Below are 16,011 nucleotides of genomic sequence, written 5' to 3' on the forward strand. Positions count from 1 at the left end.
TACCTGGCGTATGAATTTTGTTCTGTTCGCGTTACCATTTACCCGTGAGTTCAACGCCTCTTTTTCCTAACACAATGGAACGTGAATGCTTTCAATTCCTCTTCCCTTTGTCGCTTCCTTACTTTTGCTTCTCACCGCCATTATTGTGAGGGTAAAGCAGCCCCACTCAGGAATAAAAACGATGGGGTTTATTCTTCTTTGCGCACTCGCAACCGCCATCGTCGGGTTAAGGTGGAGCTTTGATATCGCTCTGCTTAGATTCCTTCAGCCCATTACTGGCGCATTTATCCCCATGGCAGCATGGCTCTGCTTTGCCAGAGCACATGGCAATCACTCTCGACCTTGGCGCCATCTAATCGGCCCTCTTGCCGTGACCATCTGCGCGTTTAACCATGAGTTATGGTTAAATGCCGTCGACATACTCCTTGTCAGCCTGTATTTGGGGTATGGCAGCTTCCTTATCGCCTCGTCTTTCTCGATACCCGCTGGCGTTCGGATATCCACAATTCGTAACGTTGTCGTCGCTGAACGCACCGCTGGCGGGTTACTCCTGTTTTCAGCCCTCATTGATGGCGTCTTAAGTTACGATTTTATGGTGAACAACGCTGAGCACGTGCAGCTAATCCTTTCCACCAGCTATCTTGTGCTTATCCCTGCAATTGTATTTACCGTTGTTATTGTCAGCGCCAGCGTACCGTCAAGCGTGAAACATTCTCAGGAAGAAACGGCCTCATCCCCCACTTCAACAGCAAGCCTGATAGGTCACATCGATGCCAAAAATATCGTCAATAAATTCGACGTTCTTATGAAAGAAAAACAAGCATTTCTCGACCCAGACTTAACGTTGAATCGATTAGCCAGAAAACTCGGCATTCCGGCAAGGCAAATATCTTCAGCTGTGAATCAAATCTACGGAGAGAATATTTCCAAAGTCATGAACGGATACAGGATTGAATTTGCCAAGCAACTCCTGATAAGCACGAATGAGAGTATTACCGCGATCTATCTTCAATCAGGCTTTCAAACCAAATCGAATTTCAATCGCGAGTTTTTGCGTATTACAGGAATATCGCCTTCGGCATTTAGGCAAAAAGGTGAATAACGAATAGCTACACCGCAAAAATTGTCTGTTCGACCAAAGCCCTTACTTTCTCATTGGGAATCCGTGAGCATTAACTAAACCCTCACGCTGCTTAATTAAATCAATAATGAGACATGTGAATTATTTCCTATACTCACAAGTAACTCATCTATTGATAGGGGATTTATCAATGAGCTCTTTACGTTGCATCATCGGCGCACTTTGGGTGTTTTCCTGTTCAGTTGCTGCCGAAGTTGGCGTCACCGACAACACGATCACCTTTGGTATGAGTAATGCCCTATCTGGCCCTGCATCGGGGTTAGGTAATGGCGTAAAAGCAGGAACGCTCGCCTACTTTGAGAAGATTAATCAGCAAGGTGGTGTTCACGGCAGACAAATAAAAGTCATCTCGCTGGATGACGGCTATGAGCCAGATCGCGCAGCAAAAAACGCGAAGCGTCTCATCTATACCGATAAAGTGTTCGCGTTGGTCAGCTTTGTAGGTACACCAACATCGAAAGCGGTTGTGCCTGAAGTCAACCGTGCAAAAATCCCTTATATCGGCCCTTTTACGGGTGCCGAGTTCCTGCGAACACCAGCCAACAAAAATATCTTTAACGTTAGGGCAAGCTACTTTAATGAAACCGAAAAACTGGTCGATCATTTCATTAATGACCTTGGCTATAAAAAGATTGCGGTTTTTATTCAAGATGACGGATACGGTGCAGCGGGCAAAGCCGGCGTGCAACGTGCATTGAGACAACGAGGATTGAAAATCCACGCGGAAGGCAGATATCAGAGAAACACCTTAAACGTGGAACAAGGATTGAACAGCATCATGGCGAAGCAACCCGACGCTGTGATTATGGTGGGTGCGTACAAAGCCTGCGGTGCCTTTATCAAAATGGCACGCAGCAAAAATTTCACGCCTAAGTTCGCCAATATTTCCTTTGTTGGTACAAAAAAACTTATCGCGGAACTCGGCCCTGATGGCGATGGCAGTTACATTTCTCAGGTCATGCCTAATCCCGATGAAAGCACGTTACAAATTTAAGAAAGATCTAGGCAACTACGGTGTCGACAGCCCGTATTACACTCAGCTTGAAGGCTATCTCAATGCAATGGTCATTGTAGAAGCGTTAAATGAAGCAGGCTCTCACTTAACAAGAGACCGCTTTGTGAATGCCATGGAAGGCATGAAAAACAAAGATTTTGGTGGTTTGCAGGTCAATTTCGGAAAATCTGACCGCCAAGGTTTAGACGATGTCTATCTCACTAAAATTGAAAACGGCAAAGCAGTCCCTATCCAAAAGATGAAGTGATCGTATGACAAAGTGGATAACGCTCTTTTCAAGGCTCTCCCTGCGCTATCGTATCTTGCTGCCATTGATTGGCAGCATTACGATATTCCTGACCGTCGCAGCCCTTTTCTTTCATCAGATGACCTCGACAGAGCTTTCGAGGATCCAACAGGGCAAAGTCGAATCATTGGCAAACTTTTTAAAACAATCAAGCACGACATACATCCTTAATTACGACTTGTCTGCACTGGAAGATTTCGTCAAAGTCGGTATGCAGGATGACGATATCGACCACATTGAATTTGTCGACGGCCAAGGTATCCCGTACACGGAAATTCAGCCCAAGGCTATCACATCAGACGCGCAGACATACTCTGAAGAGATACTGTCACAAGACGGTGATCTGCTCGGTACGCTGAATATCGTCTACAACGAGAAAAACTCCACTGCGGCCCTTCAGCGAAATTTACAAGTCGTTCTGTTTTGCTTTTTTGCCATCATCGCCCTGTTGTGCGGGATTATTTATGTTGTTGCTTCGCGCCTTTCTAGGCCGTTGATTGCCATTACACAAGATCTCGCCTCAGTGTCCGATGCGGCACTTGATAACTCTCGCCTTGTCTTAAAAGGGGCGGAAGATTTGGCAGACGGCGTGGAAAAACAGCGTGCAGCGCTTGATTCAAACGTGTCGGCTATTTCCCAAATTACCGAAATGGTGAAACAGACTAACGAAAATGTGCTGAGTTGTTTGGATGTCTCAAAAGGCACGCTTGAACTCAGCAGTGCTGGCAGCAAGAACATGGATCAAATGGCGCACTCTGTTGTACTCATTGAGAACTCAAATAAACAGTTGCGCGAAATTAATGACATTATTCAGAAAATTTCGGATTACACCAAGGTCATCCATGACATCGTTTTTCAAACCAAGCTCCTGTCGCTCAATGCCTCTATTGAAGCTGAACGCGCAGGAGAGCATGGCCGTGGGTTCGCAGTTGTCGCGCAGGAAGTGGGACAACTGGCATTGATGTCGGGTCAGGCTTCTCAAGACATTGATAAGTTGCTGAAAGATTCGATGGCCACCGTCGGAGAAATCGTCAAAGAAACGGAAATTCGTGTGAAGGAAAGTAAAACACTGTCAGAACAAACACAAGTGAGCTTTTCAAGTATTTCTGAACAAATTCAAGGGTTAGCGAAAGAAATAGATTCTTTCAGTGAAGCGTTTAACCAACAAATGAAAGGCATTGTTCAGGTTAACTCCGCCATGGAGTCCATGGCTGGCATTGTTAACCACAATCATCATATTGCCAGTGAGACGTCGCAGGTATCAATGAGCTACAAAGAACAAAGCCTAAAACTCAAGCAAGTCACAGATACCATTAAAGATTTGATCAAAGGGAGCAAGAAAGCGTCCTGATTTCTTGCTCACTTAATTGGTCGAGCAAGGTATTAGAAATCACACTCCGCACTGAACGTCAGTCTCTCGTGCGTGTAAGGGTGATCAAACGACAGCTGTTCAGCGTGTAGATGCAACCGAGCATCCTTTTCACCGTAAAGACTGTCGCCAATCATTGGCATGTTCAGCCCTAGGTGGTGCGCACAATGCACGCGAAGTTGGTGAGTGCGGCCAGTTTTCGGGTACATATGTAACTTGCTACGGCCCGCTTCAACCTGAATCACCTGCCAATATGTCGTCGCAGGCTTACCGTGTTCAAAACAGACCAACTGGCGTGGCCTATCATCAGGGTCGCCGCGCATAGGCAAATTAATTTCACCTTGCGGCTGTTCTACTACCCCTTCCACCATCGCAATATAACGCTTTTCCACACCACGCGTTATAAATTGCTTCTGTAAGCTCTTGTTTGCGCGTCTTGTCAGGGCAAACACCAACAAACCCGACGTCGCCATATCTAAACGGTGCAGTACAAAAGGGCCTTCGACATCAGGGAACAGAGCCTGAACGCGAGTGTAAGCCGAATCATTTATGGTTTTACCAGGAACGGACAGTAGGCCAGAAGGCTTGTTGACCACGACAATGGCATCATCTTGATAGATAACGTCTAACGTTTTATCTTCCCCCCAGTTCCTTTCAAGTGGGTTCGGATCGACGGTTAGCCCTTCCAACATATGATTCAAAATAGGATTACATTTCCCATGACAAGATGGGTAAAACGTTTTGTGTTGGCGCACTTCAGATTTCGGTGACACTCCCCACCAAAACTCGGCCATCGCCAACGGTGTAAAGCCGTGTTTATACGCATAATGCAGCAACTTAGGTGCCGCACACTCTCCCGCTCCAGCAGGCGGTACCGGGTGAGTAGTGGGTGCGAAGATGTCTTTGAGGGATTTTGCCTCCCCGCGTGCATTCAGAAAACGATATTGCTCAAACAACTTGTTTTGAAGAGCGTTAGACAAGGTTTTACGTTCTTGCTTCGCGAGCGCGATTTCAGTCGTTAACGCCGTTAGTGCCGATTGAACCAGACCGATTTTTTCGTCCCACTCCAATTTAAGGTATTTGAGCACATTCTTTTCAGCGACGCTTAGCTTGGCTAAGCCGTCTAAGGCTAAAGTTAGTGCGTCCCCTGTAAGGGTTGACTCCGCCTGTATACGTTGTTCTTTACGCGCCGCTCGTCCCTCAATCATAGCTTGACGTTGCTGTTGTTCTAGCTGGTTATAATCGCTTTGATGCTGTGCCAACTGCGCAGCCAATTCTGACAACAACGGGTTGGCAGTGAGCGTTTTCACTTTGGAATTAAGTACCGTTATGCATTCCAACTCCTGTTGGAAAAAGCACTCCTCAGCCAGCATATCAAACACAGGCGGCACAAAATGGGGCAATAGGTTTTGCTCAGCGATTTTGCCCGAAAACGCACTGAAATAACCTAACTCACCTTGCGGCGATCGCACTAACAGCACACCAAACATTTTTCCTGTTCCCGAATCCACGGAAAGTTCATGCTTATCGGTCAGGCCAAAATCATGCTGCCAGTCAGATTGGGTAACGAGGTGTTGCTGCAATTCATTCGCTGCGAGTACACACAGTGGATGCGGCTGATAGTAAAACGGAAACGTAAACGCACTTGGCAGCTCGAATTGATCGATAGTGGCATTAAAACGGGTAAAAAATTCGTCTGATTGGTGCATGGTCAAATTCTATCAGCGACACAAAGGAGGCGCGATTTTACCTGTTTAAACGAGGAATACCACCTCGCTGGACAGCCGCATAGTGAGCATAACCTTCTGGTGGTATAAAGGCAGGCCGTAAGGCAAGGATAACTGTTTAAATTTTGTGTTGTTTCGACGAATTAACCGCCCTTTAGCCCTTCCCCACGGCAGGATGAAATGCATTAAAAAAGCCAACAGTACCTGACTGCTGGCTTTTTGAAAGTACGTAACCGTTTGAATGGATTGCGTAGATTGCCTATGGCTGAATCACGCTGCCGTACTCATCGACCTGAACCACGTAGATCGATCTGTCGCTGCCATTTGCGGCGGAATCCTTACCATCAAACGTGATAGAAAAGGCACCTTTGTTGCCGACGGGGGTGATGTCGAAGTTCAAGCTGTTGTCGCTGGTGTCCTGGCCTGTGAAGGCCAATTGCTTGCCGACTTTTTCACCATCAGAATTGTATTTCTGAACGCGGACTTCGTAGCGTTGGCTGTCACCGATTGCCGCCCAAACAATCACATAGTCCCCAGCAGTACCGACACCGACAACTTTAGCTGGACCATGCCCCCCCGTCGCTATGAACTTATCAACCGCAGAGCTCGACTCACCATTTTCATCAAAGTGTTGCATGTAAGTGTGCCATTCACCACTTTCTATCCCACGCCAAACCACGACAAACTTACCCTCAGTCCCAATCGTTGTGATTGATGGAGAGTCGTTGGCAGTAGTACCAGATAGACTGAGTGTTTTGATAGAATTACCTATTGGTTTGTTGATTCGACCATCCATCAGAGCCAATTTAACCACCCCGCCAGATGAACCAACAACTGCGTATTTGCTGTTAGCAATACCGACAATATTAGTTTCTTTATCTGCGTTGCCATCCGTACCGCCGATGTTGAGCGTTTGTGTGCTGCCAATGGTGCTGCCCGCAGAAGATAGCATCGCGATATTAGTGGCTGTACCCGTCGAACCTTGGCGCCAAGAAATGGCGTAGTTGCTATTGCTCAATACGGTGATTTCTGGCGCGGAGACAATAGGGTAACCGTTTGAGTTAGCAGAAACCGCACCCACTACACTGGCATTACCTACTTTGTCGCCATTGATATCAAGAAGCTGCATGTATATAGAGAAACTGGTCTGCCAGACGATCACGCTGGTATTACCCGAATGTGCAGAGGTGACCGATCTGAGTTCTGAAGGTCCCAGATCCATGACGGGTCCCATCGTCGCGCCATTATGCTCACTAGGGTTGGCATAAATTACCTGCGCATAGGAATGTACTACAAGGTTGGCGTTGTTGTTGTAACCCGTCCATGTTGCCAGCATATCGCCCTTGTCGTTCAACATGGTTATCTCAGGCGATTCTATTTTCTCCCTCGTGCCGAACGTCAGCTCTTCACCTTTGAGCGTACCGTCTGCGTTAAAGCTTTGCAGATAGACTTTATTGTTCCCGTGGTAATTACCATCCCATCCACGCCAAACGACCGTATAACTGCCATCTGGATTGGTGGTGGTTACATAAGCAGAATCATCGGGGGTATTATTTCCATTTCCTTCCAAACTCTTCGTGCCAGTACCGGAACCATCGTCGTCAGCGATAACAATCGAGGCACTGCTAAGATCACTCTTGTCATCTTTCGTCCAAGCGCTAATGGTGAAGCTTTCACTATTTTCAGCTGTACTGTCGTCCATAGTAGGAATAGCGATACGGACAGACGTTATGCCTTGTGGCAAGGTGAGTTTTGTCAGCGTCGAGGAAATTGCGCTCGTGCCCGTCGTTCCGTCTGAGTAATGCAGCGTCACTGTGTTGAGATAATCGCTGTTAAGCACAGCGCTACCGTCGGTAAGAGACAAACTCAGTGTCGCTGTCGAGCTTTTGGTTTCCTCGTCCAAATTAACAGTCGCATTGGCTACTGATCCTTCGCTCACAGACGCTGAGCCGAGTGTAATTCCCGTTACCTCAGGGTTTAGCTCGCTTGGGAAAACGGTTTTGGGATAACACGTGTGATCTTTTGATGTTACGGTTCCCATTGCGCTGATTCTGCTAGGAAAAAGGCCGACACGCACTTTCTCACCAGTCGATGGCAGCAGACGAAATAGCGCATTACTGTTCACGTTCCCAGATACATTTTGGTTCTTCGCCGAAACCAACAATTGACCATTTTGATCCAACGTTGCTGCCGTTACGAAATCAATAAAGTGGAAGGCTTTTAGTGATGCTGCACCGGTGGTTGTATCTATCTTAAGAGTACGATTGTTAGTAACAAACAGAAGCTCGCCTTCGTAAAACACAAACGAGCCCCAACTGGTGAAGCCACCAAAGCGTAAGTTGTCTTCGAAATTACCTACATTGGTCGTTTCACCCGTTTCAGGGTCTATTTTGAAAATTGTCATGGCATCAGATGCGAACAGCTCGCCCGTATCTGGATGAAATGCCATACGCAAGATTTGCTTATTGACTGTGGGTCCCACCGTATGCTTTCCGGTTTTAGGATCCATATAGGCAAGCTGGTATTGATTGAGCGTCTTGCCATGTAGGTCAAGCCCTGCATATTCATCTGCTGAGAAATCACTTTCTGGGACTTCAACATGGAAAGCAGTAGGCTGTGTTGTATTCGTATAGTAGAGGCGATCGGAGATGGGGTTATACGACATCGCAGGTCCGCTAAACACAGTGCGAGAGTGATAAGTGGAACGATTCACCGCATCTGTCGCATAAATGCCAGTCATTTTGTCCAATTCTTGAACATCCAAAAGAAGGCCAACGTGGTTACGCCCTGCATTCATTGAATATACGTTACCCGCACAGCTTGCTATCGCTTGCGCCGACGCGAGCGCTCCAGCTAAAACTGCTATTGAAATCAAAGATTTTTTCATCGTGAATGATACCCATCGTCCATAATTTTTAGTTAGCGTATACACCCCACTCTACGCGCCTTTTTCCAGCACACGTTTTTCGATGAATGATGATGTTCGCTAGAGCTTATTCACTTACTTTGAATAGGTCTTTCTCATTATTGATACACATCTTGTTTTTGATGTTTTTTAATCAGACTCTTGCACCTTATATGACGCTCAAGCATGAGATACGAATGGCTCTAGTTAAACGCAAAGTATGGGTAATGAATGAGAATAGATTGCTCTGACGACAGATGACCAAACGGCAGAAATTCACTCAACGCGCTTACCATTGATGTTGGCTACCACTAATTCATCGATGCTTATAAACGAGGATCCATTAGAAGACGACGATTCAACTTTTTCCCGGATCGTGATGCCATTTCCAACACCAATATTCTGGGTAAACACGGCATTTGATACCACACCCGTTGCTGTTTCGACGTATTTAATCTTCAACACCATCTGGCAGGTGTCGAATGTCTTCGATTGAACGGTTATGGTTTCATTTTTCACGTAAGTCATGGAGTAGTCGTACGTCGCGGATTCAGCTCCCCCCGTGATTTCAGTCACAGTCGGGTAACTACGTGTTTGTCCCGCAGCAAGATCAAAATCAAGCGCAATACCACTCGGCTGGTACACGACTTCCTCGGTTCCGTCATTGGAGCCTAGGGTTGTAATAGAAGGTTTGCCGTCATTGGCAACAACATACGTGGTTGTAGCATCTGAGCCTGTAGATGTTATTTCGAGTACGTCTGACACCCCTTGGTAAGTAAGCTTCTTGATAACTTCAGTCGTGGTAACGTTATTCGGTTGGGTAACACCATTGCTCGTCACTGAGCGTATTTCCTGCACTCTCGTACCCACTAAATATAACGAAGCGTTATAACATGCAGATGCAGTATTATTTCGCCCGCTGCCACTACCGCCGTCAGTTCCATCCCCACCACTACCACCACCGCAGCCAGAAAGCACAAGCAGTGTTACACCAAATGCTATGTTTTTCATCGTTCCCTCGCCTTTCTAACGCAACGCCTATTGGTATAAAAGCGAGTATAAAATGACGTAAACGGCGTAAATTGCATCCATATTGAGAATGCCCTTTGATTAGTTGTGGCTAAACCAATGCACGCTAATATTGGATAAAAATTGAGTAAGTATTAATGTGACAGTTTGCCTTTTACGTTAAACCCTCACAGAAATTCATTGCAATCACGCAGCCGACACTTCATTCGGATACAAAAGCACTCCTCTCATCATTCCCCCTGTTCCGAGAAGTATGTCAATTTCGGCGGTTTCATCGTAACCCATTGGTATTATTGCGGTGTCCATTCTCTATAAATCCAACCACATCACTAAAGATTTGCTTGTGCAGCGCTTCCCTATTCGCCCCCTTCCCATCGAGGCACACGATACCATCGCCCGGTTCCTCTTGATTTAACAGGTCAACCGCGCCGTCTTTGCATAACTGCATAAAGCTAAAATGGGACGCTTGCTCATAGACTTTGTAACGTCTGTTTTGTAGCGGAATATGCTCTGCGAGATAACCTGATTCTTGCGCTTGCGGGAGGTCTCCAATGTCTATGCCTGCCGCCAAAATCAGTACTGGCGTTTTTACTCCGTTTAAACTCATGGGTGAAAAGCTTCTGGCCATGCCTAAATCGAAACTCACCACCCTTTTCACCCGGTGATCCACCAACTGGTGCCTTTCAGGTTCATTTAGCTGCTTGTTGCTTAAACCTAATTCGTCCGACAGCCCGCATACCCTTGGATTGGGAAAGAGCGTGCATTGGGTTTTGAACGTTTCTCGGTCGAACCCTGCACCCGCGAGTTGCAGTACGCTCCATCCGCCTAACGAGTGGCCGATAGCCGTAACATCTGTTGTATCCAACAGGCCTCGCCACGCACTTTTTTCAAGCATATAGGTCAGCACGCGGCTTAAATCTCTCGGTCTTTGCCACCATTTCGCAGCATTCTCTATAGTACGATCGTAAGTGGTTGTACCGGGATGATCGGGCGCGACGACCACATAACCTTTCTGCTCGGTTGGAAACCAAATGGAGACATTGAGTGAACGATTGGGGTCATCATGCAATGTGATTTGCGTAAAACCAACGGACCCCGCTCGCGCTGCATTTAGGCTACACATCATTAAAATGAGGGTTACTAGTAACTGCTTCATGGTGGATTCCTTCTGTTCATCAATCTGAGTCAAGAATGATGCAGAGGCAGTAACCATGCGACCTAGAACAGGATCGAGGACGTACTAAAAAACAATAAAGGTACCGATTTTTCGGTAATGCTGACGAAAATAACAAATTTGACGGGACACAGGGGCATCGATGGCTAAACAGCAAACGCCAATAAATACCCCTGCTTATTCAAGCTAGCACCATCCCGTTCAATCTAACGAGACAATGCTTTCAGCCGCTGACTCATAAAATCCTTTTTCCCATGCGGCTCACCAAATTGATAGTTTGACCATGTCATCACGGTTCTTCTTCCGTTCAACTCGTTGGTCATATCTAGATTGAGCGGCCGCCACCGACCATTCTCAGGCAAGGTATATTCTGACAACAGCAGCGTTTTTTCATGGACACCACGGCGGTTATAAAATACCACTTTCTGTGCTCTGAAATCTTGGGTATCCACCCAAATCACCCGCTTGGTATATCCAGAGTTTTCATTCTTCGGATAGGTTTCTATGACTTCGCAGGTCAGTTCGCTCCCCGGACACGCTTCAGTCCGTAACCACTTGTAGGTGTACTCATCCACTTCCTGTTTTGCCAAATCTTCATACGAAAATTCAGACGACACGAATTTCCTCGACACGTTTGAGCTGGATATCCGTTTTGTACGCGAAGCCGCGGGAAGGTATAGCCATTGATTGTCATCTTCTGGCTCTGTTTTGGCGTGAGTGAGCAGCGCTATTCCCCGCATGTCACCAGGGGATTCAAACACCAGCACATTGTACTCACTTGGCGAATTACCCAAATCTTCCAACGTTACGCTACGAAACGATCGTTTCACTTCACGATTGCCAAGATGCAGAATCATTTCCCCATCAGCGCTCGACGTGCCATAGCCGCTGTAGGATTTATCCATTTTCTCGGCGATTTCACGCCCCTTTTTCGCATCATTGTTTGGGTCACTTCCCGCCTCATTGGCCATGAGTCCTGACGTGACCATCACGAGTGCCGACAGTATCCAAGATAAATATTTCACCTTCTTATACCTCCTGAATCGAGTGATGGCGCATTTTTTTATCGGCGACGATCAATAGCGCTGGAACAAAGAGAAAATCGTAAAGCAGCGCCGTGAGCACGACGCCAAACGCCAGCAAACCCAGATTGGCGTTAATCGCAAAGCTGGATGTCGCCATCACGGCAAAACCCAGTGCTATCACAAGGGTGGTCACCACCAGTGCCAACCCCACGCCGGAATACACATCAATCACCGCTTGTTCTACAGAATTGCCCCTTCGGCGCGAGTCCTGATATTTGGTCAGAATATACACGGTGTCATCCACGACGATGCCCATGACCATGGCACCGACGACAGAAACGGCAAGATTGATCTCACCCACAAAATAGCCCCAGATCCCAAGCACGATCAGAATGGGTAGGAGATTCGGTATCAAACTGAAAACCCCCATTTTCCAAGACCGCCAGGCCAGCGAAAGTAAAAATGAGATGGTAATGATGGTCGTGAGATTTCCCATTAACATCGACAGACTGTTTCGTTCAGACACGTAAGCAAACGCGAGTGATAGCCCTGTGCCCGCAGTACCGGCAAGCAAAGGTGCGTGCTCCTCCATCCAAACATTTGCGGCCTGCTCAATGGTAATAGTTTCCGCAGAGGAGAGATTGTCCGTCATGATTGACACGCGTGACGACGCATAATCCGGCGTGACCCTGTCACTCAGGCTGTGTCCATACGGTGCGGATATCTCATAGGTGGTTAGCAACTGCGCACTAAGATAAGGGTCATCAGGTAAAACAGGGGACGGTGTGTTATTGAACGCTTGATGTAATCTGGCTAGGTGGTCGGGCAACGCGATAACTGAATTCACATGAGGCTGCACACGGAGCCAGTCAGCAAACGCGTCCAGTTGTTTCAAGTAATCAGGGTCGGCGACCGTCTTTCCGTCAGGGGCATCAAATGAGTATTCAATTAACCCCATACCACCCCAATGCGCCTGAACTAAATCGGTCTGCACGCGAAAGCTGTTCCGGTCGTCGAAATATTCAACGAAATTGTCGTTGAAATGTATCAGTTGCATGCCGAGCAGCGCGGTCACTGCTAACGTTGAGAAAACAAACAGGATCCATCGGGCATTATCGCAAACCCGCATGGCTAATCGACCAAAGTGAATCTTGGGCAGTTTTGGCAGCGGCTTTTTCCGTCGTTCCAACCACGTTTTCAACACCAGTGGTGTCAACGTTAGATTGATAATCAAACTGGTCAAAACACCTAACGCAGCGATGGTACCCAACTCACCAAACGGTGCGACATCCGAGAAATTTAGGCTCATAAACCCAACAAACGTCGTCAGGTTTGTCAGAGAGAGCGGAATAACGTTATAGGCCATGGCCCCAAGCACCACATTGTGTGGTTTTACCTTGGGCATGTTTTGCCGAAAGTGATAGGTTTTTGCGATGATGTGGACGGCATTCGCGACCGCTAACACAAGAATAATTAACGGCGCAGCTCCCGATGCCGTATTGAGCTGAAACCCCATCCAAGCCACTGCGCCAACCGCACCGAGAATACTACATAAGATCACCATTAAAACCGTTAATGAGAGAACAACCGCGCGGAATACTGCACCAATCAGCACCAAAACCAATACGATCATAGCGGGCACTAACGAGCCGGAATCAGCGTCACTGGCTTCCGTCAGCGCATAGTCGAGCATGACCAGCCCTGTTAAATAAATCTGGTAGTCGGGATACTGCTCAAGATATGTTTTTTGTAGTTCACGGGCATGAAGCGCAACTTTTTTCACGGCCTGTAGGTCATCACTCGACATCGAGACGGTTAGAAATACCGTCGCGACCTGCCCATTTTTAGCCACCAGATTCCCCATTACATCTGGCCGGTCTTGGAAAAATCGTGTCAGTGCTTGTTGAGTCTCAGGGCTATTTTCATCGCCAGAGAGAATGAGATCATCAACGATCATCCCGTTGCCATCGGCATCCGCAATAGGATCGATAAAATTCACCAACGAGGTAACCTTTCTGGCATAAGGAGATAACCAAAGTTCGTCCGTCAGCATTCTTATCAAGGTGAGTGTTTTCGGGCTTGTGGCTGATTCACCATCCGGTGGGACCACCACAAACATGACGTTTTCATCTTTGGAATAGTTGGCTTCCAGCTCATCCAGCGCCACTTTCTCTGGAGAACCGACCGCCAAAAACACGCGGGCCGAATTATTTACTTCCAGTTTCGCCAACCCACCCGCGAACATCAAGAGTGTACTGAGTACGACTACCAGCGTGACTTTCGGATGGGTAAGTACCGATGACACCAAGCGCATCAACCACCGCTCGACACCCGATGTTTCATCTCGATATTCACTCATTAAATACCCGTCCCTTCTTGTCATTGTACAAAGCCATAAAATGCGACTGACAAATGCGGATACTGGGTAACTGTGCCTCCGCAAACGTCAGTCCTTCTGCTTTCATCGCATTGATGCTAGTGCGGTCGAACATCCAGTTCCGACTGGCGATATCCAAATTTGTCCGACAAAACGCATTGAAGGCACGAACACGTGTGGACAGTCCGCGATAGTCGAGAGCGTCATTGGTGGGCGCCCATTCCAATGAGTCAGGCTGCCCGATTTCTTCAAACAGCAATGACCATAGCGCTTCCATAGTAGGGGCTTGTGAAGAATCTGACGCCAGATTGATGATTTGACCATTTAATGGTTTTTTGAGGGCATGCTGCATCACGGAAATAACGGCGTCCTGATGGACAAAATTCATTCGAGCTTGAGGGCAAGCAAGGCGCATAACATCGATGTGACCGGGTAGCAGACGCTTTGCCCCATCCCATAACTGATAAATACCATACCGTTTCCCCGCATAGCGTCCTGTGCGACTGTCACCAATCACTACTGATGGACGCACAATAAGATAATCAAGACCAGAAGCCGCAACCAGTCGTTCAGCTTTGCGCTTTGTTTGGGTATACAGTGTTAGATCGTCGCCTTCATCGCCATAGATCCGCTCTTCAATCGCCCCTTCACTAACGGCCGGCGCAAATGCCGTAGATATGTAGATGTGCTTATCAATCCCTTTCGCTTTCGATTGTTCGAGTATCCAGCCCGTCAGTACCACATTGACGGCATTCAGGTTTTCTTCGTTGAAATATTCCACAGAGCCGATGCAATTTATCACCATATCGACCCCATCCAGTTCAGGGGCATCAAACACCTTGTCATCAAAACGAATGGTCGTGATCAACGCCGCTAGTGCTTTTTCATTTAGCGGGAAGCCCTCCCCTGCTGCGTCCAGCGTTTCCCTTGCCAGTGTGACGATGTCTTTTTTTAATGCCTCAAACGACTCAGGGTCTCTGGATGCCATCACCAATTGATGACATCCCTCCATAAGTACCGCCGCTGCAACCAAACGTCCTACATATCCATTCGCACCTAACACAAGTATTCGCATAGGCTTTTCGTCCTTGTTAAAGCCAGGCGAACGTGCTCCATCACGAAATAGAGCCATCACCCGGCAGTCCATGTTAATGACAACAACGGTTTCCTGAGATATCCGCTTTGTTTTTGGGTTGCCATTTGGAGGCGTCATCATCGACCAGAGAGGAAAGTAATGGCGCGACTCGGTTGGGATCCAGACCAATCCGATCTATTTTGTCCATATAGGTATCGATCGCATCGATGCGCAATTGATCTAAATCCTGTTCGATCACGCCAAGCGACACGGTAGAACATTTGATTTGAAGCTGGTCACACAGGCTGAAACAGTTGTAATTAACCATGCTCATCATGGCTGGCATCACTGCCTTGTGTGCCAGTTCAAACGCGCGATGCACCTTTTCATCATCAACGTCGAGCATACGATGGATTTCATCAACACCATGCTGAAGGTGTGCGATTTCTTCGACTAAAATGCTCGCGGCTAAGCGAGTGGTGTGCCTGTCCGTATTGCGTTGTAGCGCCGTGTAGGCCACGGTCGCAAAGGTTTCAACCATGATGTCTTGCGCGATAATGCAGACGTTAAATCCCCTTCTCGCGCTCGCTCTTTGACGAAGCGACCAATCTCTTTCCATTGTGGCTCTACCATGGTTTTCATGGTTGGAAAGTCGATATGCTTGCCGAGTCTGGAGAGCGCATTGATATGCCCCCCTTCATCTCGGGCCTGTTTCACAACGTGGATTTTCTCATCCACGTCTTCGATGAGTGGAACCATGGTGGTGTAGTTGTTCACTGCCATGATTTCACCCGATATCGTGTTGGTCACCACATACGCCAACAAATCTTTGTAGGCTTGGTTTTCAACACGTTGCGTTTCTATCATTAGGTTTGACACGTCTATTCT

Annotated in this window: 13 protein-coding genes; 4 read left to right on the forward strand and 9 right to left on the reverse strand. The window is 47.4% G+C overall.

The features are described from left to right. Window positions 1–85: 85 nt before the first annotated feature. The 4 genes from B5D35_RS12125 (at window position 86) to B5D35_RS12135 (ending at window position 3,793) form a co-directional block, all read left to right on the forward strand. Window positions 86–1,102, forward strand: coding sequence for a helix-turn-helix domain-containing protein (locus B5D35_RS12125; RefSeq protein ID WP_078752839.1), 1,017 nt, complete (start codon window positions 86–88; stop codon window positions 1,100–1,102). A gap of 169 nt (window positions 1,103–1,271) precedes the next feature. Next, window positions 1,272–2,135, forward strand: a complete 864-nt coding sequence (locus B5D35_RS12130; protein ID WP_269808647.1) for an ABC transporter substrate-binding protein — start codon at window positions 1,272–1,274, stop codon at window positions 2,133–2,135. Then, on the forward strand, window positions 2,113–2,403 hold the full coding sequence (locus B5D35_RS25210; protein ID WP_269808648.1) for an ABC transporter substrate-binding protein: 291 nt from the start codon (window positions 2,113–2,115) through the stop codon (window positions 2,401–2,403). Before B5D35_RS12130 ends, B5D35_RS25210 begins: the two co-directional genes overlap by 23 nt. Window positions 2,404–2,407: 4 nt before the next feature. Continuing rightward, on the forward strand, window positions 2,408–3,793 hold the full coding sequence (locus tag B5D35_RS12135; RefSeq protein ID WP_078752840.1) for a methyl-accepting chemotaxis protein: 1,386 nt from the start codon (window positions 2,408–2,410) through the stop codon (window positions 3,791–3,793). A gap of 32 nt (window positions 3,794–3,825) precedes the next feature. Here B5D35_RS12135 and B5D35_RS12140 read toward each other — a convergent pair whose 3' ends face one another. The 9 genes from B5D35_RS12140 to B5D35_RS24880 form a co-directional block, all read right to left on the reverse strand. After that, complete coding sequence (locus tag B5D35_RS12140) at window positions 3,826–5,520, reverse strand: RluA family pseudouridine synthase (protein ID WP_078752841.1); 1,695 nt, start codon at window positions 5,518–5,520, stop codon at window positions 3,826–3,828. A 277-nt stretch (window positions 5,521–5,797) separates the two neighbouring features. Continuing rightward, window positions 5,798–8,425: an NHL repeat-containing protein gene (locus tag B5D35_RS12145; protein ID WP_078752842.1), complete on the reverse strand. Its 2,628-nt coding sequence runs from the start codon at window positions 8,423–8,425 to the stop codon at window positions 5,798–5,800. Window positions 8,426–8,719: 294 nt separating this feature from the next. Beyond that, window positions 8,720–9,454: a hypothetical protein gene (locus B5D35_RS12150; protein ID WP_078752843.1), complete on the reverse strand. Its 735-nt coding sequence runs from the start codon at window positions 9,452–9,454 to the stop codon at window positions 8,720–8,722. 289 nt (window positions 9,455–9,743) lie between these two features. Then, the gene (locus B5D35_RS12155) at window positions 9,744–10,628 is read right to left on the reverse strand and encodes an alpha/beta hydrolase family protein (RefSeq protein WP_078752844.1); all 885 of its coding nucleotides are present in this window, start codon (window positions 10,626–10,628) and stop codon (window positions 9,744–9,746) included. A 224-nt stretch (window positions 10,629–10,852) separates the two neighbouring features. Beyond that, window positions 10,853–11,671 carry an outer membrane lipoprotein-sorting protein gene (locus tag B5D35_RS12160; RefSeq protein WP_244556575.1) on the reverse strand — a complete coding sequence of 273 codons (819 nt, stop codon included), beginning with the start codon at window positions 11,669–11,671 and terminating at the stop codon, window positions 10,853–10,855. A gap of 4 nt (window positions 11,672–11,675) precedes the next feature. Then, window positions 11,676–14,030 carry an efflux RND transporter permease subunit gene (locus B5D35_RS12165; RefSeq protein WP_078752846.1) on the reverse strand — a complete coding sequence of 785 codons (2,355 nt, stop codon included), beginning with the start codon at window positions 14,028–14,030 and terminating at the stop codon, window positions 11,676–11,678. Next, window positions 14,023–15,180 carry an NAD-dependent epimerase/dehydratase family protein gene (locus B5D35_RS12170; protein WP_244556576.1) on the reverse strand — a complete coding sequence of 386 codons (1,158 nt, stop codon included), beginning with the start codon at window positions 15,178–15,180 and terminating at the stop codon, window positions 14,023–14,025. The genes B5D35_RS12165 and B5D35_RS12170 overlap by 8 nt, the downstream gene beginning before the upstream one ends. A gap of 16 nt (window positions 15,181–15,196) precedes the next feature. Further along, window positions 15,197–15,664 carry a long-chain fatty aldehyde decarbonylase gene (locus B5D35_RS24875; protein WP_244556577.1) on the reverse strand — a complete coding sequence of 156 codons (468 nt, stop codon included), beginning with the start codon at window positions 15,662–15,664 and terminating at the stop codon, window positions 15,197–15,199. Further along, window positions 15,592–16,002: a hypothetical protein gene (locus B5D35_RS24880; RefSeq protein WP_244556578.1), complete on the reverse strand. Its 411-nt coding sequence runs from the start codon at window positions 16,000–16,002 to the stop codon at window positions 15,592–15,594. Before B5D35_RS24880 ends, B5D35_RS24875 begins: the two co-directional genes overlap by 73 nt. Window positions 16,003–16,011 lie beyond the last annotated feature (9 nt).

Source organism: Enterovibrio nigricans DSM 22720 (assembly GCF_900167155.1).
Lineage (GTDB): Bacteria > Pseudomonadota > Gammaproteobacteria > Enterobacterales > Vibrionaceae > Enterovibrio > Enterovibrio nigricans.

Excerpts from the sequence above, each read along its gene's own strand:
- B5D35_RS12125 (WP_078752839.1), top strand. The coding sequence starts at position 86 with ATGCTTTCAATTCCTCTTCCCTTTGTCGCTTCCTTACTTTTGCTTCTC.
- B5D35_RS12130 (WP_269808647.1), top strand. The coding sequence starts at position 1,272 with ATGAGCTCTTTACGTTGCATCATCGGCGCACTTTGGGTGTTTTCCTGT.
- B5D35_RS25210 (WP_269808648.1), top strand. The coding sequence starts at position 2,113 with ATGAAAGCACGTTACAAATTTAAGAAAGATCTAGGCAACTACGGTGTC.
- B5D35_RS12135 (WP_078752840.1), top strand. The coding sequence starts at position 2,408 with ATGACAAAGTGGATAACGCTCTTTTCAAGGCTCTCCCTGCGCTATCGT.
- B5D35_RS12140 (WP_078752841.1), bottom strand. The coding sequence starts at position 5,520 with ATGCACCAATCAGACGAATTTTTTACCCGTTTTAATGCCACTATCGAT.
- B5D35_RS12145 (WP_078752842.1), bottom strand. The coding sequence starts at position 8,425 with ATGAAAAAATCTTTGATTTCAATAGCAGTTTTAGCTGGAGCGCTCGCG.
- B5D35_RS12150 (WP_078752843.1), bottom strand. The coding sequence starts at position 9,454 with ATGAAAAACATAGCATTTGGTGTAACACTGCTTGTGCTTTCTGGCTGC.
- B5D35_RS12155 (WP_078752844.1), bottom strand. The coding sequence starts at position 10,628 with ATGAAGCAGTTACTAGTAACCCTCATTTTAATGATGTGTAGCCTAAAT.
- B5D35_RS12165 (WP_078752846.1), bottom strand. The coding sequence starts at position 14,030 with ATGAGTGAATATCGAGATGAAACATCGGGTGTCGAGCGGTGGTTGATG.
- B5D35_RS12170 (WP_244556576.1), bottom strand. The coding sequence starts at position 15,180 with ATGGCTCTATTTCGTGATGGAGCACGTTCGCCTGGCTTTAACAAGGAC.
- B5D35_RS24875 (WP_244556577.1), bottom strand. The coding sequence starts at position 15,664 with ATGGTTGAAACCTTTGCGACCGTGGCCTACACGGCGCTACAACGCAAT.